Consider the following 21,318-nt stretch of genomic DNA (forward strand, 5'->3'; position numbering starts at 1 on the left):
TCACCTGCCGATGTATGTATGGAGCTCACAAAACAGATGCATTTAGAGGCAAATCGTAGCGGCCCAGAGCTACAACTGGCGGATAAAGCCAAACGTGCCATTGACCTTGCCTTTATGGAAACCCGCCAGCTTCGTCACAATGATGTTAAACCCGAACATCTTATGTTGGGACTTCTTCGTGAGGAGAATGGTCTTGCAGGACAAGTACTCTCGCAGTTCAATGTAGGACTTGAGCAAGCTCGTCAGGAAGTCGTTCTTCAACAACAGGCAAAGCCATCGCTCAAGGCACACGATCTTTTCTTCCGAATGTTTTCACGTCCTGCCATGAAGGAGCCACCTTCTGAGCCCTGATTCTTTGGTAGCTATTCCCCGCTGGCGAAAAATTGCTTTGGCACTGTGCCTCTTTCTGATCACAGGCTCGTTTGGGTTCTTGCAGCCGTTTACATCGCCGTACTACTCCGCCTCGGGGCTGGACAAGACGCAGATCGGGCTGATCACGGGACTGGGGACGGCGATTGCGGTGCTGCTGCAGCCGCTCCTCGGAAAACTCTCCGACAAGCTCGATGCGCGGCGCCCCTTGATGCTGGCGGCGGGACTGCTGGCGGGAACGGCTTATTTGCTCTTTCGCTTCACGGGCAGCTTCTGGGGATTTCTGGCGCTGACCGCACTAGGGGGCTGTGGCCTTCAGTACTTAAATACGGTCGGTGGCGTGTTGGTCGGGCGGCTGGCGCGGGCAGGTGAAGGCGGGGCGGCGTATGCCAAGTACCGTGTCTGGGGAAGTGTCGGCTATATCTGTATCGGGGTCACGACCGGCTTTTTGCTCCCCGCACATCCGGGCATGAGCCACGCCGACCTTGCGCCGGTCTTCACCTACGGCCCCTTGCTCTTCTTTGTTATCGCCGCCGTCTCCCTCCTCGTCCCCGATGTGAAGCTCCCTTCGGGCTCCTCCGTCGGGCGGGTGACGGCGGGGCGAACGGCGATTCCCATTGGACTGAAGCACTTTTTTGTGGCGTATTTTCTGTACCAGTTCGCGCTCTATGGGGCATCGTCGTATCTCTCGCTGTTTATGAAGCATCTGGGGGCGATGCCGCGCCAGATCTCGCTGATGTTTGCGGCGGGAGTGCTCTGTGAGGTTCTGGTGATGACCCAGGTGGGAAAGTGGACGGACAAGAACGGACGCAGGCCTGCGCTGATCTTAGCGTTCTGCCTGATGCCCGTGCGCCTGCTGCTCTACACTGCCGCCACAACACCGGCGATGGTGATGGCGATCCAGTCGCTCCACGGGCTGAACTACGGGATTGTGGGGACACTCGCCGTGGTCTATGTCAACGACTGTGTGACGGATGCCCAGCGCGGCACGGCGCAGGCGGCCATGACCGCGACATCGGGGATTGCCCTCTCGGTCAGCCCGGCGGTCTGTGGCTGGCTTGCCAACACCTACAACTTTGACACCATGTTTATCGCCATGAGCCTTGTTGGAATGCTAGCGGCAGCCTACCTGGTCACACGCGTACCGGAGAGCAACCCACCCACACCAAAATACGGCTAGTACGCGCCTTGGAGAACCTGGCCAACGGCACGGAGCTGGTAGGCACCTCCTGTGCTATCGCGGAAGTCAATCACGACATCCAGCGCCGAGCCGATGGGCCACTCGGGGCCATTTCGAACCGTGCCGCCAAAGGTAGCCTCATCGTTCCGGATCTCAACCTCTGTCGAGGCCCAGACCTCATCGCCATTGGTCACGGTGATCTTCTCAGCACGCAGCCCCCCCGGAATGGGAGCATTGTCACTGGCACGAGCGGTAAAGGAGACAATCACGCCAGTCTTAGGCGCAGGCTCACCCGCAAGTATGACGGTGGGCATCATGTTACGCCAGACATTGGTACTCCCCACTAATGTCGCCCCAGGAACACCTAAGCTCAGTGGGACTGCCCGTAGCTGCGCCACCGTCGGCAAGTTGGTCTGAAGCGTCCCCGATCCGCCAGAGCAACCCGCTAAAAGCACAAAAACGCCCATAAATAAAAGTTTTCGTCTCATGATATTTCTGATCCTTGCGTCTTAGCATACCTTCAAAAATCAGAAAGAAAAAGTTTTCGTCGCAGGTACAATCAAGCCATGACTCTACCCACTCTTACTGACCGTATCGGTAACACGCCACTGGTGCTGCTTCCCTCGCCCAATCCCAATGTCCCGATCTTGGGTAAGATGGAGGGCAATAATCCTGGCGGGAGCGTCAAAGACCGGCCCGCGCTCTCGATGATACGCCGGGCAGAGGAGCGCGGGGAGCTCAAACCGGGCGTGACTCTGATCGAGCCGACCAGTGGAAACACGGGGATCGCGCTGGCGATGATCGCGGCGGCGCGGGGCTATAAACTAGAGCTGGTCATGCCCGCCAACAGTACGGCGGAGCGGGTGCAGACCATGCGTGCGCTGGGGGCGAAAGTGGTGCTGACTCCGGCGGAAGGCGGGATGGAGGGGACGATTGACTTTGCCCATGCCCGTATGGCAGAGCATCCAGGGCGGTATTTAATGCTCAACCAGTTCGCCAACCCCGACAACTGGCTCGCCCACTACGAGACCACCGGCCCGGAGATCTGGACAGACACCGAGCACCAGATCACGCACTTTGTCTCCGCGATGGGCACCACGGGGACGATCATGGGGGTCTCACGCTACTTGAAAGAGCAGAACGAAGAGATTCAAATCGTCGGCTGCCAGCCGACCCCCGGCTCGCGCATCCCCGGAATTCGCCGCTGGGCTCCGGAGTATCTCCCCAAGATCTTTGAGCGCGAGCGTGTGGATCGGGTGATTGATATTGACCAAGGTGTCGCGGAGGCCACAGCCCGTACGCTTGCGGCGACCACGGGTGTCTTCACGGGAGTCTCCGCCTCGGGCGCACTCTGGGCGGCGCAGCAAGTGGCGAGCGCGCTTCAAACGGGCCTGATCGTCACCATCCTCTGTGATCGCGGCGACCGCTATCTCTCGTCGGACCTATTCGCCGATGGCCACCCGGAGCTCGGTGAGCTGGAGATTATTTTATGAGTGTTGTGAACGTTTCGATCACACGCGTGGGGCCATGTGCCTACGATGCGACCGATGTGCTGGGCAATACGATGCGGCTGGCAGGGTCGGCGGAGCTGGATCAGCAGATTCGGGAGCGCCTGCCCGATCCGAGTATTTTCCCGGAGACGCTGCCAACGCGAGAGAACTCAGGGCCGGGGTTTCGTCCGATGGCCCTTCTCTTGATCTCACTCGCGGGCTGTAGCGCGCTGGACCTCGGGCTGATTCTCGCGCGACAGCGGCAGGATGTGCGCGGGCTGACCATCGAGGCGGAAGGGACTCGGGTCGAGGCGACTCCCGCTCCCTACACACACATTACCCTCACGTTCACCGCCCACGGCCCGGTAGATCTGGCGGCTCTTGAGCGTGCAGCGGAGCTAGCGGTGCGTCGCTACTGCTCAGTGGCGGACTCACTCGACCCTAAGATCGAGGTCGTCGTGCTCTCCAAAGTCTCCCCATAAAACGACGTACAGACACAGTTGCGCCGGGCTTTCGCCCGGTAGAGAGCCTCATCGGCAGCGTTCACCAGTCCGGCGGGTGTCAGCACTTCCTGATTGACAGCTAGGATTCCTGCATTCCAGGTGGTGACTCCAAAACTTGCCGTAATGGCGCGGTTGGGCCAGGAACGGCTCTCGATACTGCTTCGCAGCCGCTCCGCCCAGCGAGCCGCCGCCGGAGCATCGGTGTTGGGAAGGAGAATCATAAACTCCTCCCCACCATAGCGGGCCGCAAGGTCGGAGCTGCGGGTGTTGGTCAGAAGGAGCTGACCTAGCTGCTGCAAGATCACATCGCCGCAGATATGGCCGTAGGTGTCGTTGAAGGACTTGAAGTAGTCCACATCCAACAGAACGGCGGAGAGCGGACTGCCCTCTCGCTTGGCTTTTTCCCACTCTAGCGCCAAGCGCTCATCCAAAGCGTGACGGTTGCTGACTCGGGTGAGCGCATCCGTATTGGCGAGCACTTCAAGGCGGGTGTTGGCGCGGTGTAGCACTTCTTCTTGATGGCGCCGCTCGGAGATATCGGTGCCGGTGACGATAAAGCGCTCGACTTCTTGCCCTCCCCCAAAGATGGGAACCACTCGCATCAAGTGCCAGCGCAGCATGCCATCGTGCCGACGGATACGCACCTCGAACTCGAAGGGCTCTCGGCGCGTCGGGAGAGAGCGAACCTCGTTGATGACAAGCTTCAGATCGTCGTTGGCAAGACACAGCCGCCAGTTCACTCCTAAGATAGAACGCTGACGGGCGACTCCGGTAAAGTCGTAGAAGTGGCCGTTGTAGTAGGTCACCCGACCACGTGGGTCTACCAGAATCGCAAGGTGTGGCATGACATCTAGCACCTCCGTGAGGGCACGCTCACGGCGCTCGCGCTCTAGCTCGGCACGCTTCCAGTCCGTGATATCCTGCGAAGTTCCGACGAGTTTCAGGAGCTCACCCGTACTGCCATAAACCGCCCGTCCTAGGCACTGGAGCCAGCGCAGCTCGCCGCTCGGTAGGACAATGCGAAGCTGCAAGTCGTAGGCGATGCCATGGTGAATCGCATCCTGAATGGCAGCGGTAACGAGTGGCTGATCGTCGGGGTGGTGGCGGCTCAGGTGGGTTTCGTAGTCAGGCTCTCCCTGCGACGGGTCAAAGTGGAAGAGCCGAAAGGTCTCTGGGGACCACGTCACCTGACTACTTGCTAGCTCTAGCTCCCAGGAGCCGATGCGCGCCACGGCCTGCGCCTCATGAAGACGGCTCTGAGCCTCCAGGAGCTCGTTTTCCAGGTGCTTTCGGCCCGTGATCTCGTAGCCCTCGGCCAGCACGACATTGACCCTTCCCTGCGTATCGGTAAGGGGGCGCAGGCAGAAGTCCACAAAGATCGGGGTCTCGTCGCCACGGGTGAGTGCCACCTCGTAGTTTGAGTTGCGCTGCTGCTTGACCACGGAAAAAAAGTCCCGCCTCAGTAGTGCGCTTCGCTCAGGGGGACAGAGAGGTAGCTCCCAGAGCTTCTTTCCCAGTGCCTCGTCGTGTGTCAGCCCCATCAGCTCTTGCGCGGCGACATTGAGGTCGAGCACCCCTCCGCAAGGCGAGAGTAAGCCCACAAAGTATGACATTTTATCCAGCATCACGCGTGAGGTGTTCTGCGGAAGTCTTGTAAAGAGATTGTCGCTCGTCATAAGGATCACACTGCTTTATGCCCTATAATTGCGGAGACTTAACCTACTTTCTACACAAAATCTATATACCGCCGCCCCATGAAATGAGGCGGCAAACGATTCGTGCCCCAAGCGTGCCCTCATCCACAACACAAAATGCCCCTGGCACAGAGCAGTGCTAGGGGCATTGGTTTAAAAAAGAGTCGCTACACCAGCTCACGTAGCTCGACTTGCACTTGGCTGCTGTGGCGCACTTCAATGCCACAGGCCTTGAGCAAGCGGCCTACATAGCTCTCATGGTAGCGCACGCCGTAGGCTTGCTCGATCACTTCCGCGACCCGCCGGTACGTCCAGACATCGTCGCTATAGCCCCACTCCCGTGCGCCCCGGCTCAGAAGCTGCGAGAGCCCCTGGCGCTGGCTACTAGTGAGGTGTGACGGAGCGCCTGTAGGCTTTCGGCGACGGAGCACTTCAACCGCACTCTCATCCGGCGCTTCCCGAATGCGCTTTACCCACTGGCTCACCGCGCCGCAGGTTACTCCAAGCGCCTCAGCGATATGCTTCTGCTTCCAGCCCTGCTTGTAGAGCTCCAGCGCTCGCAGACGTCGTCCCTCGCGCCAGTCCGATGCCGTATCCGACATCTTTTTGCTCAGGACACCTGCCGTCATATTACTCATCGTTGTCATACCACTTGTCATTATGCTGCTCTCTCTTTAACTTCCGTTTTCGAATCTTCGTAGGTCGAAGTAGTGCTTGCACGTAACACCTGTTGGAGAGCATCCCACGATCCCAGCTCGTCTCGTGCTCCCTCTAAATAATGAAGGTTGTAAAGAGCGCTCAGAGCACTTAGCCCTGCGCGTCGCGCTGCTCCTACTGGCAGCGCATAGCTTGCTTGCGCCAGCAGGCGCAGCATGGTTTGTATCCATATCCCACGCGGTTGATGAGGCAGCGCAAGGTCCGCAATCAGGCGCGTGGCCTTCTGCCGTGAGGCATAGCCCTGGCGCACCACGTCCCAGCTTGCATCGCCGCGTCGGGCCCGGATCACATCCAGTGTCCCGTAAGCATGAGGAACCCGTAGCCACGAGGCAAATGTCCGCAGAGGCCGGTGCAGCGCCGCAGGAGTCGGGTCGAAGCGAAAGTGCACCCCACAGGTGCGCTCCATCCGCGCCGCCAGCTCGACATCCTCTTGGCGAGTAAAGCCCTCGTCAAAGCCCCCCACCGCCTGAATATACTCCCGTCGCACCGACGCGTTACCCGTGTAGAAGTTATGCGGCCCGCACTCGTCCTCGGCCCAGACTCTATTCTTCCAGGAGTCGTACTGTTTCTGAAGCATCGCATGCTCCCAAGCAATCCAGACCGGCTCCTTGGGCTGCCGCTGAGGATCGGGCGACATCGGCCCAATCAGCACCAGCTTAGGGTCTTGCCGGTGACGCTCCGCATGAGCCCTTAAGCACCCTGGCTGCGGCTCGACATCGTCGTCTAAAAAAACAATCACCTCACCGATTGCCTCCTCCACTCCCCGGTTGCGAGCCCGCGCCGGGCCTGCGTTTTCCTGAAAGATCGGGCGAACCTTAAAAGGCAGAGTCGCCGCTGCCCAGCCTACCAGCAGTGAATCGGTGGCATCGGGGGCGCCATCGGAGACCACCACCACCTCAAAGCCCCCCTCGACGGTCTCCTGGCGCTTGAGTGCCTCGAGAGTGACACGCAGGCTCTCACAACGGTTATACGTGGGGATCACCACACTTAGAAAGGGCATAAACTCTCGTTACCTTCTCGCTTACCGAACCTCAACCGTTTTGGAAGAAGTGCTCTCCGTCTCGTGCTGCCCGCTCAGGATCGCTCGGTAGACCTGCTCCATCCGAGTACACATCTGCTTGGGAGTGCTCTCGCGAAGGACACGCTCCCTTCCGGCTGCCCCCATCTTATGACGCAGGGCCGGGTTCAGTGCTAGAGTACGCAACGAGTGTGCCAGTGTAGCAATATCGTAGGGTTCACTTAATAAACCAGTAATGTTATCTTCGACGATCTCGGGGACACCCCCATTGTTGTAGGCCACCACGGGCTTTCCCAGTACCATTGCCTCTAGATACACCATTCCCAGGGGCTCCTCAAAGCTAGGCATGGCATAGATATCAAAGGCGTTCATCAGGCGCGGAATATCGCGTCGGAACCCCGTAAAGGTCACGTGATCCGCGATTCCTTTCTCCGCCACCAGAAGCTCAAGCTCCGCCAGAAAGCTCGTGCCTCCGGGGTGAGCACCGGTATCATCCTCCCCGACGATCATCACGTGAAGCTTGGGAATCTCCGGCAGAAGCTCCGCCACGGCCTCTAAGAGCTCCCGCTGGCCCTTCCAGCGAAAGAGGCGCGAGCAGGCTCCAATTAAAACGGCATCGGGGGCAATTCCAAACTCTTGACGAACCTCCGCCGCATCGGTGCGGGGGTTCCAGGCGCCATCATGGTTGTCTAGCGCATTGACCACCGTGTGCACCCGATTTGCCGGGATACCCGCCTCCACAACTGTCCGCGAGACAAACTCCGACACCCCAATTACAGCATCCGCATGACGGAGCGCCCAGCGTACCATCGGGCTGAACCAACCGGCATGGCGCACATGCATGTGAATGATACTCTTAGCTCCGGTGAGCTTGCCCAGAAGCACGCCATAGAAAGCATCACGTGGCTTCTCCGTACAGTGAATCATCTGGATTTTCTCACGCTTAATATAGAGTGCCAGCGCCAGAAGGCTCAGTGGCAGACGTGGCCCTTGTGTGAGGCCCAACCAGAGCCGCTCCTTAAGGGAACGCGAGAAGAACGAGGGGCCAAACTCCGTGGGACGAACCAAGATTCCTGGGATTTTCTCGATGCGGTCTATCACGGTCATAGGAGCATTGGGGTCGGGCCGATGATTACAAGCCACATATACTTTCACCTCTTTAGGATTGAGGTGCTGCATCAGCTGTGCATGGATTGCCGAGTCTGCACCAAAGAACGTCTGGGACTGTAAAAAGAGAACCCGTTTCGCATCTGTCATCAGGCTCATCTCCGCACCTCCATCTCTAGAGTGCGAATCACCCGAGCGGGGTTTCCTCCCACCAGTGTGTGTGGTGGGACATCTTTGGTGACAATGGCTCCTGCGGCAACCACCGCTCCCTGACCAATGGTCACACCCGGCAGGATCATCACTCCCAGACAGAGCCAGACCCCATCTTCGATGACTACGGGGCGAGGAAGCAGCGATCCTGCCCGATGGCACGGATCGTTGATCTCATGTGTGCCTGTGACGATAGTCACGCCGGGCCCAAATGTCACATTATTGCCCACGGTCACGGGCGCACAACAGTCAATCGAGCTAGGTGGATAGATCAAGCAGTCACGTCCGATAGTCAGGTTGCGCACCGCATGCCGCCCCCCACGAAGATAAAGTACTCCACGGATCATCGTTTTTGGGCCGATCTTGACCCCGGCACTCTGATAGACAATCCGCCGCCAACGTCCTGCCATATCCTCGGGTAAAGGCCGTACTAGTGCATGGGCTAGCATCAGTCGCCAGGGCACCCAGCTCAGTCCCAGCTCGTCCCCCAAGGCATTTAGGATACGGTGATGTCCTGGTTCTTGCTGTGAGATCACTTTTTCCATCACTTGTTTTTCTTCTCCAGAAAACGAATCAATCGTGCAGGTACCCCGGCCACGAGGGTGCAAGGAGCAACATCGCGTGTCACGACAGCCCCCGCCGCAACCACTGCCCCTCGGCCAATGCGAACGCCCTTAAGCACCGTCACCCGCGCCCCCAGCCAAACGTCATCTTCAAGCACCACAGGAGCAGCAATCCCGGGCTTCGTATGATCATCCGTACTATGAAAGTCAGAGTCCATGATCAGGGAGTAGTTACCGATAGCGCAGTTTTTGCCGATAGTCACGCGCTGCTGCGCCCCAATGGAGACCCCCGAGTTAATGTAGCACTGCTCCCCAATCTCAATGAGAGCTCCCGGGCCTGCAGCCAGCTCGACAGGCACGTGGGTGGCTCGAATCCGCACCCGCTTCCCAAGCCTCACATCGCCTTCAATCTGAAGCTTGCCCCAGACCCGGATCCAAGTGCCACGCTGCGAACAACGGCGTGTCTTGAAGAGACTGGTCAAGAGCACCCATGCTGTTTGAAGCTTGTGTTTCATATCTATTCAACCTTACAAGTTCTGTGCCAAGGTTAATGTCTTTATGTAAAGCGACTACCAGCTTTTAGGCAGTACGCCGCACCAGCATTCCCTGAAGCGCCTTCAGGTCAGTCAGGCTCCAACAGCGCAAGAGAACACAGGCAACAAGATAGAGCAGGGCACAAGGAAAAACCGCCCAGAGCCCCATATTCGTTCCCAGAGAGAGAAAAAGCCCCACAATCATCGGCACTGCAGCAAAGACATAGCGCATCAATTGTGATGCAAGCCCCCCACTAAATAGTCCACGCGGAAGAGCACGCCAGTAAACGACTCCCAGATAGACCTCGACAACCACATCCGAGATCATCGCACCTAGGGCAGCATTACCCCAGAGCCGATGCCCCCCCCAGGAAAAGAGGATGCAGAGTGGAATCCCAAAGAGGCAGGCAATGATCGAGCCACGTATCTGCACGGCTTGACGATCCATTGCCATGACGAGAAGCCCCAGCACTGCTGTTACAAAATACAGAAGCATTCCGATTCCACCAACCGAGAGAACAGGCACCGCCCCTGCATTTGCAGAGCCATAAAGAAGATTGACGATGGGCTTTGCCAGAAAGATCGCAGCAGCTGCAATGGGCAGGCCAACCAGTAGCGTGATATCAAGGGCTTTCCTTGCGAGGCTCGCAAAGCCTGCTCGATCCCCCGCCCCATGTAGCCGAGCCAGGGTTGGTAAGAGTGTCATGACGAGAGCCATGGGAAAGAACATCGCGGTTCCGACGAGCCGAAATGCCATGGCATACCAGCCCACCTCCGCATCCGTTGCCACAGCCCCAAGAATGATGGGGTCAGTCTGACCATAGAGGGTACGAAAGACCAGAAGACCCATAAATGGCAAACTTGCCATGGCTAGAGCCTTCATGTCGGCAATCTTAGGTAGGCTGATCGTCTTGAGCAGTTCCCCCATCCCTGAAACATAGTAGATAAAGGTCACAAGACCCGTAACCGCAGAGATTGCGGCAATCATCCAAAGTGGCGCATGCAGTATGATCAACAAGAGAGTTGCAATTCCAAATACAAATTTATCAAGCACTGTAGCCCGATTAAATCGCTTCATCTCTTCGAATCCCTGGTAAACACTCGCAAAAACATCATTTAGCACGAAGACAACCATGCCAGGGATGCTTACCAAAATCAACAATCGCTTCTCTAGAGAGTATCCCATCAAGCAGGCAGCAAGGTAAGCGAGAGGAATTGCTATAACTCCTAGGACTAAACGTAGAGTAAATGCGGAGACAAATAGCGAGCCCGCACGGCTACGGTCTCGAGCAATTTCCTTAATCAAGACCTGTGAGGTGCCCAATGGAACAATGACACCGATCAGCATCACCATCGCGGAGCTAATGGCAAGCTTTCCCATACCGCTATCGTGTATATAGCGCGGCAGGTAATAGGTCACCAGAGCGCTCATCGCCCAGGCAAAGAGCTGAGTCACCAAGATACCTACCATGTTTTTCGCCACACGGGCATTTTGAACACTCATCGTGCGCTCCTTGATGGGAGATGTGACGCTGCAGGTCGGTGTCGCGTAGGCTTGGGGCTACGCTCAGGCTCCTGCCCCCCCACTCCAGGGCGATAGCGTCGCTTCTTGGGATCATTAAGTGTCATTGCATTGGGGGTGATTCCAACCATTGCCCCTATCCATATGGCCACGAAGATCATGTTGCGGAAGTTGGAGAGCTGAAGATCAAGCAAGCCAAAAACAAGTAACAGCCCCACAAGTACTAGTGTATAGAGAGCCACAAAACGGGGATAAGGATCCGCATTCTCACCGATTTTTTGTTCTTTAAAACGAATAATCCGACATGCATAGACAATTATGGCACAGATCATACCCCAGAATACTAAAAATCCTATCGTTCCAAGACGCATCCAAACCCAAAGAATTTGGTTATGAGGAAGTAAAGTATACCAAGTATAAATATCCTTAATAGAGTCCAACGAAGCAGGAGTGAAAAATCGTTTTCCATACCCATAACCAATAGTCATTGAGACAGGAGAAGATCGCATTGTAAACATCAGGTCATAATTTTCTGACTGACGGTAAATATCAGAGCTAGAATCTCGCTCATTAGGCGCAATTGCCGAGTTAATAGCACGCGCTGGACCTCCTATAGCACCACTACTATCTCTAAAAGCAATAAAATATGGAGGAAAAATAACAATAATCGCCATCAATACGCGAATAATATTTTTTCTAGCACTAGGAAATCCCTTATAAGCAGATAGAAACAAAACAGGTAACGCAATAACCACTGCGGCATAAGCAGTACGGCGGTTTGTCGTTATGTTTGCATACAGAACCAAGGGTACCAGAGCCCACATTAGTATTTGTAATTTCTGTTGAACACGTGAAATTGACAATACTGATAACAGCATAATAAATGACACAAAGAAAAAAGCTTCTTCATGTGAACCCACACCACCATCTTGTATTTCACCATGAAATATCATCAAGTGACGATAAATATAATTAAATGCCTTAAAAACTATACATAAGAAAGTAATCCATATCAATTTATCAATATTTTCTTTTGTCTTGACAGCATTAACAGACAAAAAATAAGCAACCCCGAAATAGACCTGTGCACGAACTTCCTGAAGAGCCTCATTAAAGTTACCCCCTGTTGCCATTCCATTGAGCCAGCCAACAGCAACAAACCCCAAGTACCCTAGAATCGGCCAAAATAGAGAGCCACAACGAATATGAACTCGCTGATGTGTGGCAAAACGAAGTAGAGTCACTCCCGCGAAGATCATCAAAACCAGCTCAAAAAAATTCATCGGAGCGACTTTAGGATTCGTGCCAAGATAGCTCTGAAACATCGTGTTGATATTCCAGAAAAAGGGAACAGCATCGGTTAAGCCTTCCCCGCTTTTTATCTGCTGAAAAACCTCAAAGAGAAGTGCAGAACTAAAGAATCCATATAAGGCCAGCCTTGGGTAGTACCATAGGATTGCAGGAAGAAGAGTCACGCTCAGTATCAGAATAGGTACCAAGAGTGTCGTTGGCTCAACCAACACATAGGACACTCCTGCACTCAGTGAGAGTAGTCCTGCAAAAATCCCTAAAAGGGTCTGCTGAAGATGCTGCCGCCTCTTTGTCTCACGAAGGCCTAGGACGTTTGTCGGCTGGTAGACCTGCTCCTGTCGTCGTCTCTTCACCACGCTAGTTCCCCCCGATTCGCAGGAGAGTCGCGGAGTAGGGTGGCAGGCTCATGCTTGCTTTTCCGCTCTTGATTCTTGGAGCAGGCTCTTCCGTAAGCTGATTGGGCTTTGCTGCGGAGAACCGCCAGAGCTTGGTAGCGCCCCCATCATGCCCTTGAAGGCTCAGAGGCACCGTGATCGTCGCTTGGGGAGTTTTATTGATGAGCACCAGTGTCAGTGCGCCCGTCTTGCTCTCGATGGCCGAGAAGACTGCCAGACGCTCGTTCTGCTCGTAGGTGCTCTTGCAGGCCATGTCCCCAAAGCCTGACTGCCCCGGAGCGGGCCGTCGGAAGAGCTGGAAGGCAGCGGCGGCAGGCGTGAACTCCTTGGGGCGTGTCCAGAAGCAGGCGATGTCCACACCCTCTTTTCCAAAGACCCCAAGTGCCTCGGCTGCCGCTAAGCCACCACTGATATCGCCCTCAGCTCCAAAGCTCCACTCCCCGATAGCGAGCTTTGTCCCAGGGTAGCTCTGCGCGATCCACTCTTTCATCCGAGGTACCAGCTTGACCGTGGGGCCATCACCCGAGTTAGCGATCCAGGACTCATCGCGGTAGTTCGCATCCCAGAGGCTTCGCACAGAGTGAATTCGCAGGTTACGGGTCGCGGGATCTTTGGCATCGCTGTAAATATTCTCGCCCTGTGGGTAGTAGTGAATGTCTAAGACATCCAGTGTCCGCTTGCCACGCTTGACATCAAATGCCCGCGCCTGCTTGAGGAACCACGGGATAAAGGCCGTTCCCCCATGTGCCTGACGGTCCGCTCCCGTACGGAAGTTGTCACTGCCCCTATCGAGCGCTGAGTAGAAGTAGCTAGTCCATCCCGAGACCGCAGGCCCAGCGACCAGAGCAGTCGGATCGACGTCTTTCACAGCGGTGGCATACTCCGTGAAGTTCTTCAACACATCGTCGTAGCCCATCTGTGCAGGGTGAACATCACGGTGGGTAAAAGACCAGAGATCGGGCTCGTTGTCCATGGCGTAGTAGCGCACGCCACTGCCTGCCCCATTGCCATGGGCCTTGACCAAGTGCGCCACCCACTCGTCTTGGTAGACCGTGGTACCAGGCTTGGGATTCTGCTCAAAAGCCCGCCCCTTGCGTGCCATGGAGCGCACGCTAGTACGCTGGCGATTTGCTGCCGGGTCGTAGCCTGCAACCGGGCCATCACAGCCCGAGACACCAGGGCCCGTGTTCCAGGGAACGTTCTCCGATTTAGCGGCAGTATCACCGCTACGGGCGACCCAGCCCAGTGTTGGCACGGTCAGGTAGCTGGCAATCCCTAGATCACGGTTGCCTTGTACAAACCCATCGGCAGCCCCACCGGGTGTCGTGAACGCTTTCTCCCCCGCGTGATTGCGAAACTCCCAGTCACTTCCCGAGTTCCAGAAATTGCTCACCCAGTTGTGGCGCGAGTTGGGATTACCTCCCCAGCGGTTGAGGGTCAGCCCCAGTGCCTCCGCTTCCGGTTTACTCGCATGGGCAGCGCCATAGATATACGGACTGATGGGGCGCTTCTCTGCCTGCGCATCAACCGCAACGGGAATTGTCAGGGCTTTGGGTGCTTCCGGCAAGCTGGTATCGGGCATCAGGTAGATATCATCAAAGCCAACCTCACCACTTGCCGTCGAGATAGCGCACTGGAAAACCACACCGCTTATCTTCTCTCCGTTGCCCACTCCCATTGCCTTGAGAGGAACCCGGATCTTGCGCCAATTGGGCTTAAGCCCCTCGGCACCATTGACAATATACTGATCCAGCGTGAGCTGACGGCGGGGCTTGTTGGACTCATCAAAGACCGTCACCATCACGGCATTGGGGGTCCCTTTGTAGAGAAACTCCAGGGTGCCATAGCCATTGGCAGGGAGTGCCGTGTGGTGGAAGTAGAGCCCCTCACTCCCCTTGAGAGTCATCGAGACACCGTTGATGCCGTTAGCGGCCATTGCCACTGAGGCTTTATCATGAGTGGCCCAAGACCAGTCTTCCCAGCCCTCGCCAAGCCCATCGCGGTAGACCAGAATAGGCTCATCGGCACGCTCGGTGGGTGCAACGGGAACCATGCCTTGCGGGCCGATTCCTGTTGTGGCGGCAAAGCTCTTGACGATACCTTTGGCAGTCTCGCGCACGCCACCACCCGCATGGATTTTCTTTATCCCCCAGACAGCCCCTAAAACCGCGACACTCCCGACGCTTCCCAGAAGAACAAAGGTGATTCGTTCTTTACGAAGACGTTTCTTATCTGTTTCCTCACGACGACGACGTGCCGCACGTGCCTGAGCACGGCGGCGACGATCTTCCTCACTTAATTCTCGAACGGGAGTTGCTGCCATAGTTGTAAACATCTCACTTAACCTAACCTAAAGAATCTAACGCGACTTAAGATAAGAAAACGCCACCATCAGGATCACCCAGCCGCCTAGAAAAACCCAGTGCCGGGTCTGCCAGCGTGGCACAAAGAGCCCCATCAAAGTCGTCATGAAGACGATTCCGATCACCAGGTTCACGCGGCATCCTCCAGCAGACGCTGAGACTCATCGCCTATTGGCATCCGCTCGGTTCGCACCCACTCCGGTGACTCTTGGGAGGTCTTCTTCCCCCCCTTGAGCTTCATGAAACTATAGAGAGCAAACTTCCAGAGAGCATAAAAAGGCGCACGAATCAGTGCGCTATACACTTCAGGGCGTGCTCCCGAGACCTTGAGCCCACCAAAGATATAGAGACCGTAGAGCACCAAGGAAAAAGGCACCAGCAGTGCCCAGACGGGCAGCAGAATCCATAGTCTCAGACAGAGGAGAGTCAGACCTGCCCAGGCGGCGTGAAAGGCCGCCAGCTCCGCAAGTGGGGGAATGAGGAGATCAAGTCCAGCATCCATAAGACGTGCATCACGTCTCTGGAGACCCGCGAGAAAAAGCTGGGGAGCGCGCTGCCGCAAAAGCCGGTAGCGTCCCTGCTCCCAGCGCGCTCGTTGCGAGGTCGCCTGCTGGCTCGTGTTGGGCATCTGGGCTCGCACAATGGCTTGGGGGGCATAGTCAACCACAATCCCCTGCTTGAGAAGCAAGTTGAGGCCGTAGTCGATATCCTCGGTGATGCTACTGCCGCTCCACGGAGTGGTTTCGAGCACGGCTCGTGTGAAGCCCATGCCGTTGCCCTTCAGGCCAACCGTGAATCCCTTATGGCTCCGTCCCAGAGGCTTGACATGGTTCACCAGCTCAAAAGCCCCCTCCATGAGCGCTGCCCGCCATGACTCCGCGCCATTGAGCACCCCGTAGCGTCCCTGAACTGCCTTGCGATGCGTCGGCCAGCTCTCAGGAGCCACGCCGCCAAAGAGCTCTTGTGCCATCACGGCAACAAAATTGGGAGCCGCTTTTGTATCCGCATCTATGATCACGACCGCATCGGGCTTTTGCTCGCGTGTCCAAAGCCGCTTCATGGCCCACTCCAAGGCGTAGCCTTTCCCTCGTTCCTCCGGATTGCAGCGCTCCAAGACGGTCGCACCTGCATCACGAGCTAGGCTCGCTGTGTTATCGGAGCAGTTGTCTGCCACTACCACGGTCTCAAAGTGCAAGGCCGAGTAGGTCTGCGCCAGCAGGCTCTCCAGCGTGGAGCGGATCACAACCGACTCATTGTGAGCGGGAATGACGATAACCAATCGAGGCTGCTGCTCTGCTAAGAGACAGGCCGTCGTGCGCTGTCGCCGGTCTTGCACAATAGCGGCACGGCCCATCAGCTCCGACAAGTAGACAGTGCTTCCTAGGGTTGCGGTCCCGAGCACCATCCAGCCTGTGAGGCAGGTATAGGTAAATGCCGTATAAAGCTCACTCATTCTGGATTCCTAAGCGACCTTTCGGAAGAACTGCTGAATCTTGTAGGGCATCGAAGACTTCATGCGGTTCAGCACCACACCAAGCACCCGCTTGCGTCCGAGCCGATCGACGGCCTGCTGGACGATATCTTTGGGCGTCACTCCTGAGCAGACAACCAGCATCACTTTATCGAGATGCTCGGCAATCGGCAGAGCGTTGCCCGTCGAGACGGCAGGCAGGTCCACAATAACCGTGTCGTAGATCTCACGAGCCGCCGCGATAATCTCCGTGACAGCGGCGGAGCGTGCGGCTTTATTGGGATTGCGAGGGAGCTTCCCGGCAGGCATCACCGAGAGGTCACCGCAGTCCGAGAGCTGAAGGGTTCGGATAACGTAGTCGTCTCCTTCAAGCACATTGATGAGCCCTTTTTCAGTGCGCACACCAATGCGGCGGCAGATCTCATTGTCGCCAAGCCCCAGATCAATCAAGCAGACTTTTCGGCCACTGTTCCGTGCGATGCTAAACGCAAGGTGCATCGCAATCGTGGTCTTGCCCTCGCCCGGCACCGCGCTGGTGATCCCAAAGACATTATCTATGTCCCGAAGCGGGTCGGTCAGGTGCTCCGCGGCATCGTCCCAGTGGTTGGTATTAGTACACTCGGCAAGCTGCCACTCCATGGCGGCATGGAGCTGTGCAAAGTCGGCATCGGTTCGCTCAATGGCCACATGAACCCGTCGTAGCGCCTCAGAGGGTACCACAGTCACGTTGGGAGCCAGCGAGACAGCGCCTCGCTCCATCGCTCCAGATTCGAGCATTTCGTCCTTAGGGAGCGGATGGGTATCGGGGTTACGGATAATCACGTTTTTCTTCTCGTCTTCCTTAGTTATCCAGTGAGGGCAGAAGCGCCCGACTTTTCTTCGACCTGCTGTTTACGCTTTTGGGAGCGAGGACCGCGCGGGTATCTGGCAGGCCTGTTAGGACAGGGATGTCCAGCACCTGCTCAATGTCCGTCTCATAGCGAATCGTCGGATCAGACCACTCCCGTAGCGCCACGACTAGGCCCGCCACAACGGCTCCCAGCAGCAGGCTCACAAACCCCATGGTGATGCTTTTCTTGGTTCCTGAGAGGCTGACGGCAACCACCTGACCCACAGGCTTGAGGTTCTGACTGGCCTTTTCTTTTTCCAAGTTGGAGGTAGAGAGAGCAGCGCTGTAGCTCTTGCGAAGTACCCCAAGGCTGTCCTGCTCCGAGTTGACTCGGATATCGAGCTTCTCCATCTCATTTTGAAGCTTGGGTAGCTCTTTGAGCTGGAGCTGCAACGCCGCGATCTGCTTCGTGATCTCCGCGATCTCTGCCTTTGCCGAGCGTGTGGTGAGCTTGGAGCGATTAGACTCGCTCATCATCTCCGCGTAGAGTGGGTTGAGCACACGGCGCTTGGTGCCCCCTCCGACAGGCTTCTGGCGGCGCTCTCGCGCAAGATCAAGCCGCGCCTGGTCAATCTGGCGATCCAGCGCACGCACCTCATCTGAATCTTTCCGCATGGCTCCGGCTCCACTGGTGAGCAGGTTACGCTTGTCTTGCAGTTCCATCAGGTGCTTCTGTGCCGGTGTATCCCCCAGGTTGAAGGTGGGAGCGGGGTCACCCTCGCTCTCGATGTACTTGCTCTCAGTTCGGGGAAGCAGTGCGCCCTCGCCGCCTTCTGCGACAATGGCACGGTCACGGCGGAGACGCTCCTGGAGCATCTGGATATAGTCGAGTGCCTGCTCGTGAGAAGTAGGGCCAATCTCGGGGTGCTTCTTACGAAAGATCTCTCGCGCCATGGTTGCCGCATTAACTCGCTGCTCTTGCTGATCAATCTGGCCCTTCAGAAACAGTGCAGAGCTTTCGGACGCTCGCTGTTTTGCCTTTACTTGCTCGTCGATATATTGCTCCTGGACTGCCTGAACAAGCTTTTTACACTCCTCAGGATTGTCCCAGGTCATGCTGATAGAGAAGAGCTTATCTTGCTCGTTTTTCATCGAGATGGACTTTAAGAAAGCTCCCACACGCTTATCGTCTACGCCCGGTGCCAGTGAGATAGGGTTCGTGAGTGCCGCACGCTTGAAGACATCGTCGACAAATCCCCCCTCTTTGGCATCTACCAACAAGGTGGTGAGGTTAGCGACATGGACCTCGGAAGGACTCTTCCAGCCGAGCTGATCGGTGTTGAGTCCACCTCCGGCGAGAGTCTTCATCCCATCACCCTCGGAAGCAATGCGAATCGCCGCTGTGGCCGTGTACCCCTTGGCCTTGAAGATCAGCAGAAGCGCCACCGGAACTGCCACACAGAGCATCGTGATCAGAACCAAGTTACGGTTCCGAAAGAGGGCATCTACCACGCGATAGAGAATGTTTGTCCGACGATACATACTAATTACCCGCCTGACGGAGCATCAGAAACGTTGAGAGCCCCAGTGCCAGCTCATTGAATCCTAACCGAAAGCCACCCGAGCGCCGTCTTTTTGTGGGAATCTCAAGAATGTCACCCGGCATGAGCATTCGGTTCAGCCGGGCAGCGACCTCGGCATCTTTACCTTGAGCAGTGCGGTTCTTCATCACTTTCTCCAGGTCAATTTTCTCTGTAATCGGAGCTCCGTTGGGTGCGAGGCGTGTGATTGAGGCGTTCTTAAGATCTGCCTCCTGAGTCGTGCCACCCGCTTGCTGGATCGCCCAGTAGATCGTGGGCTGAATTTTGTCGGGTAGCTCCACCCTGCCGGGCTGGATGACGCCACGGCCCGCCAGGAACACTTGGCTGACATTGGCAGGAATCACCAGGGTGTCACCAGGGCCAAGCTGGAGGCTCTGCGGAAGGCGATCCGGGTTCGTGAGATCCACAGGAATGGGGGTGCCACCCGATCCACGGCGGATGCTTGCTCGGGAGAGAGCAGCCTTGCTACTGGAGCCACCTGCCGCCGCCAAGGCTGCAAGGGGAGAGCCATCTCGGGGTGCGACAACATAGCCGGGCTTGCCCACTTCTCCCAGAACCTGCACCATGGTCTCGTTTTTGTCGCGCTCTTGAATCACCAAGAGGTCACCGTCTTCAAGCAGGTAGTTGAGATTAGGATCGCCCGAGCCAAGGAGCTGGACAGGATCCACGTTAAAGGTCACTTGCCCACCACGGCGCACCAAGCGGATCGTCACGAACTCCGTGCGCTCGACTGTCATCCCACCTGCCTCGGCAATCAGATTGAGCACACGCCAGTCATCTCCTAGCTCTTTCTTACCGGGCTCTTTCACCGGCCCCAGAATAGAGACCTCTCCCATCTGGCGCTTGAGCACGGAGACGATAGGCTGAGGATTTTCGAACTGGCGCTTCAGGCCGATCTTGAGTTTGCTGATGATCTGCATCACGGAGTCGCCTGCCACGGCGACCTCACCGACATAGGGGTAGATAATGGTGCCATCCGGGGCGACGGTCATGGACTGGGTCAGCTCTGGTCGTCCCATGATCTTGATCTCAAGGGAATCGCCAGAGCGTACTTTGTAGCGCACAGGAGCCACGGGCAAAGGGGCCGTGTTTTTTGACACAGGAGTTGAAGGGAGGAGCACGGGGCGTGACTCAGGTTTACGCAGCGCCTGCTGTCCAAGCACGATGGGGATAACGGCAGAGCTTGGGACAATCCCACTGGCCCACACGGACTGACTGCTGACAACGGCTCCCAGTGCGATCATGTAACGTGTTGCTTGTTTATTTCTCATTTTGCAAACTCCCTATTCTTCAAGTGCTTGAGTGAAATTGTTCGTGCTTGAGCGAAATACTCCGGCACAGCTACTCAGAGTACTAAAGCAACCACCGTGCCATTTCTCTTGCAACCAGAATAAATTTCTAAATTTCTCTCTTACCAAAATGATCACGTCTAGTAGATCGGATCAAAGCACTATGCATTCTCAGATTCATTTTAGTGATTTACGCACAAATCAACTAAAAACCCGTAAATATATCACCATCACCTCGTAATTTACCCAGCTTACACATCTAACATTACAATTAAATACGTAAAATTCAAGACAAAAATATACAAATTCGTTATCCGAAAAAATACCAGTTTTGGGTTACCACCTCATTTTTGGCACACAAACGGTAGGGGTTTAGTTCCGTCCGCCTTCGTCGCGGAGAAAACTTAGGAGAAATGTTAAGACGAATGGTTAAGCTGTCTGTGGTTATGGAAATTCCCTCGAAAGAGAGCGTGAAAAAGGGCGAGCCCCTGAACCGTGCCCTGGATATTGTGGTATCCGCAGGAGCACTGCTTGTTCTGGCTCCGGTTTTTGGAACCATTGCTGCCCTCGTCTGGGTAGAGGATCGTGGTCCCATTCTCTTTTCCCAACAGCGTGTCGGCCAAGGGGGCAAGTGCTTTCCTTTCTATAAGTTTCGCAGCATGGTTCCCCATGCGGAAACCTTAAAAAAGAACCTCCAGGCACAAAACGAGGCCACGGGTCCCATCTTCAAAATGAAGAACGACCCCCGCATTACCCGAATTGGGCGGACTCTGAGACGCTACTCCCTAGACGAGCTGCCCCAGCTCTGGAATGTTCTCCGTGGCGATATGAGCTTGGTGGGGCCACGCCCGCATCTTCCAAGCGAGATCGAGAGCTATGACAACTACCCCATAGAGCGACTCTCCGTCACTCCTGGGCTCATTTGCCTCCGCGAAGTAATGGGCCGCTCCACACTCACCTTCGAGGAGTGGATCGCACTAGATCTGGAGTATGTTCGGACACGCTCTTTTTGGCTAAACCTCTCGATTCTCCTACGAGCGATCCCTGCGATCCTTAAAGGAGATGGAGCGTACTAGTTTTTATTAGATTTTTTAACTTTAGCACTTTTGTTGTCCCTTCGGCATGGAATTTGCTTGGCTTCCCCCTCAGTAAT

The 21,318-nt window shown here is 56.0% G+C and carries 20 protein-coding genes; 5 read left to right on the forward strand and 15 right to left on the reverse strand.

The window, feature by feature from the left end; translation table 11 throughout:
• Both AC1XOS_RS00405 and AC1XOS_RS00410 read left to right on the forward strand, forming a co-directional pair.
• On the forward strand, nt 1–351 hold a 351-nt coding region (locus tag AC1XOS_RS00405), incomplete at its 5' end, for a Clp protease N-terminal domain-containing protein (protein WP_481960235.1).
• 37 nt (nt 352–388) lie between these two features.
• Nucleotides 389–1,549: an MFS transporter gene (locus AC1XOS_RS00410; RefSeq protein ID WP_481960236.1), complete on the forward strand. Its 1,161-nt coding sequence runs from the start codon at nt 389–391 to the stop codon at nt 1,547–1,549.
• Here AC1XOS_RS00410 and AC1XOS_RS00415 read toward each other — a convergent pair.
• Nucleotides 1,546–2,037: a hypothetical protein gene (locus tag AC1XOS_RS00415; protein WP_481960237.1), complete on the reverse strand. Its 492-nt coding sequence runs from the start codon at nt 2,035–2,037 to the stop codon at nt 1,546–1,548. The genes AC1XOS_RS00410 and AC1XOS_RS00415 overlap by 4 nt on opposite strands.
• A 78-nt stretch (nt 2,038–2,115) precedes the next feature.
• Between AC1XOS_RS00415 and cysM the strand changes: the two genes are divergently transcribed.
• Complete coding sequence (cysM, locus tag AC1XOS_RS00420; protein WP_481960238.1) at nt 2,116–3,042, forward strand: cysteine synthase CysM; 927 nt, start codon at nt 2,116–2,118, stop codon at nt 3,040–3,042.
• On the forward strand, nt 3,039–3,521 hold the full coding sequence (locus AC1XOS_RS00425; protein ID WP_481960239.1) for an OsmC family protein: 483 nt from the start codon (nt 3,039–3,041) through the stop codon (nt 3,519–3,521). The genes cysM and AC1XOS_RS00425 overlap by 4 nt, the downstream gene beginning before the upstream one ends.
• Here AC1XOS_RS00425 and AC1XOS_RS00430 read toward each other — a convergent pair.
• The 14 genes from AC1XOS_RS00430 to AC1XOS_RS00495 form a co-directional block, all read right to left on the reverse strand.
• On the reverse strand, nt 3,452–5,218 hold the full coding sequence (locus AC1XOS_RS00430) for a sensor domain-containing diguanylate cyclase (RefSeq protein WP_481960300.1): 1,767 nt from the start codon (nt 5,216–5,218) through the stop codon (nt 3,452–3,454). The two genes, AC1XOS_RS00425 and AC1XOS_RS00430, sit on opposite strands and share 70 nt — an antisense overlap.
• Before the next feature lie 185 nt (nt 5,219–5,403).
• Nucleotides 5,404–5,883, reverse strand: coding sequence for a helix-turn-helix domain-containing protein (locus AC1XOS_RS00435; protein WP_481960240.1), 480 nt, complete (start codon nt 5,881–5,883; stop codon nt 5,404–5,406).
• A gap of 11 nt (nt 5,884–5,894) precedes the next feature.
• A complete protein-coding gene (gene epsD / locus AC1XOS_RS00440; protein ID WP_481960241.1) occupies nt 5,895–6,953 on the reverse strand; it encodes an exopolysaccharide biosynthesis glycosyltransferase EpsD in 1,059 nt (352 codons plus the stop codon).
• Nucleotides 6,954–6,974: 21 nt separating this feature from the next.
• Complete coding sequence (locus tag AC1XOS_RS00445; RefSeq protein ID WP_481960242.1) at nt 6,975–8,237, reverse strand: glycosyltransferase family 4 protein; 1,263 nt, start codon at nt 8,235–8,237, stop codon at nt 6,975–6,977.
• Entirely contained in the window at nt 8,234–8,833 is a 600-nt protein-coding gene (locus AC1XOS_RS00450; RefSeq protein WP_481960243.1) for an acyltransferase, read from the reverse strand. Before AC1XOS_RS00450 ends, AC1XOS_RS00445 begins: the two co-directional genes overlap by 4 nt.
• Nucleotides 8,833–9,366 carry an acyltransferase gene (locus AC1XOS_RS00455; protein WP_481960244.1) on the reverse strand — a complete coding sequence of 178 codons (534 nt, stop codon included), beginning with the start codon at nt 9,364–9,366 and terminating at the stop codon, nt 8,833–8,835. Before AC1XOS_RS00455 ends, AC1XOS_RS00450 begins: the two co-directional genes overlap by 1 nt.
• Before the next feature lie 64 nt (nt 9,367–9,430).
• Nucleotides 9,431–10,888, reverse strand: a complete 1,458-nt coding sequence (locus AC1XOS_RS00460; RefSeq protein ID WP_481960245.1) for a flippase — start codon at nt 10,886–10,888, stop codon at nt 9,431–9,433.
• On the reverse strand, nt 10,885–12,381 hold the full coding sequence (locus AC1XOS_RS00465; RefSeq protein ID WP_481960246.1) for an O-antigen ligase family protein: 1,497 nt from the start codon (nt 12,379–12,381) through the stop codon (nt 10,885–10,887). Before AC1XOS_RS00465 ends, AC1XOS_RS00460 begins: the two co-directional genes overlap by 4 nt.
• A 193-nt stretch (nt 12,382–12,574) precedes the next feature.
• A complete protein-coding gene (locus tag AC1XOS_RS00470; protein ID WP_481960247.1) occupies nt 12,575–14,935 on the reverse strand; it encodes a glycoside hydrolase family 44 protein in 2,361 nt (786 codons plus the stop codon).
• Between the two features lie 36 nt (nt 14,936–14,971).
• The gene (locus tag AC1XOS_RS00475; RefSeq protein ID WP_481960248.1) at nt 14,972–15,109 is read right to left on the reverse strand and encodes a hypothetical protein; all 138 of its coding nucleotides are present in this window, start codon (nt 15,107–15,109) and stop codon (nt 14,972–14,974) included.
• The gene (locus AC1XOS_RS00480; RefSeq protein WP_481960249.1) at nt 15,106–16,428 is read right to left on the reverse strand and encodes a glycosyltransferase family 2 protein; all 1,323 of its coding nucleotides are present in this window, start codon (nt 16,426–16,428) and stop codon (nt 15,106–15,108) included. Before AC1XOS_RS00480 ends, AC1XOS_RS00475 begins: the two co-directional genes overlap by 4 nt.
• A 9-nt stretch (nt 16,429–16,437) precedes the next feature.
• A complete protein-coding gene (locus tag AC1XOS_RS00485; protein ID WP_481960250.1) occupies nt 16,438–17,268 on the reverse strand; it encodes a CpsD/CapB family tyrosine-protein kinase in 831 nt (276 codons plus the stop codon).
• Between the two features lie 19 nt (nt 17,269–17,287).
• Nucleotides 17,288–18,817, reverse strand: coding sequence for a GumC family protein (locus AC1XOS_RS00490; protein ID WP_481960251.1), 1,530 nt, complete (start codon nt 18,815–18,817; stop codon nt 17,288–17,290).
• A 1-nt stretch (nt 18,818) separates the two neighbouring features.
• Nucleotides 18,819–20,147 carry a polysaccharide biosynthesis/export family protein gene (locus tag AC1XOS_RS00495; protein WP_481960252.1) on the reverse strand — a complete coding sequence of 443 codons (1,329 nt, stop codon included), beginning with the start codon at nt 20,145–20,147 and terminating at the stop codon, nt 18,819–18,821.
• A 464-nt stretch (nt 20,148–20,611) separates the two neighbouring features.
• Here AC1XOS_RS00495 and AC1XOS_RS00500 point away from each other — a divergent pair, with 464 nt between their 5' ends.
• Entirely contained in the window at nt 20,612–21,241 is a 630-nt protein-coding gene (locus tag AC1XOS_RS00500; protein WP_481960253.1) for a sugar transferase, read from the forward strand.
• Nucleotides 21,242–21,318 lie beyond the last annotated feature (77 nt).

The organism is Armatimonas sp. (assembly GCF_964826245.1).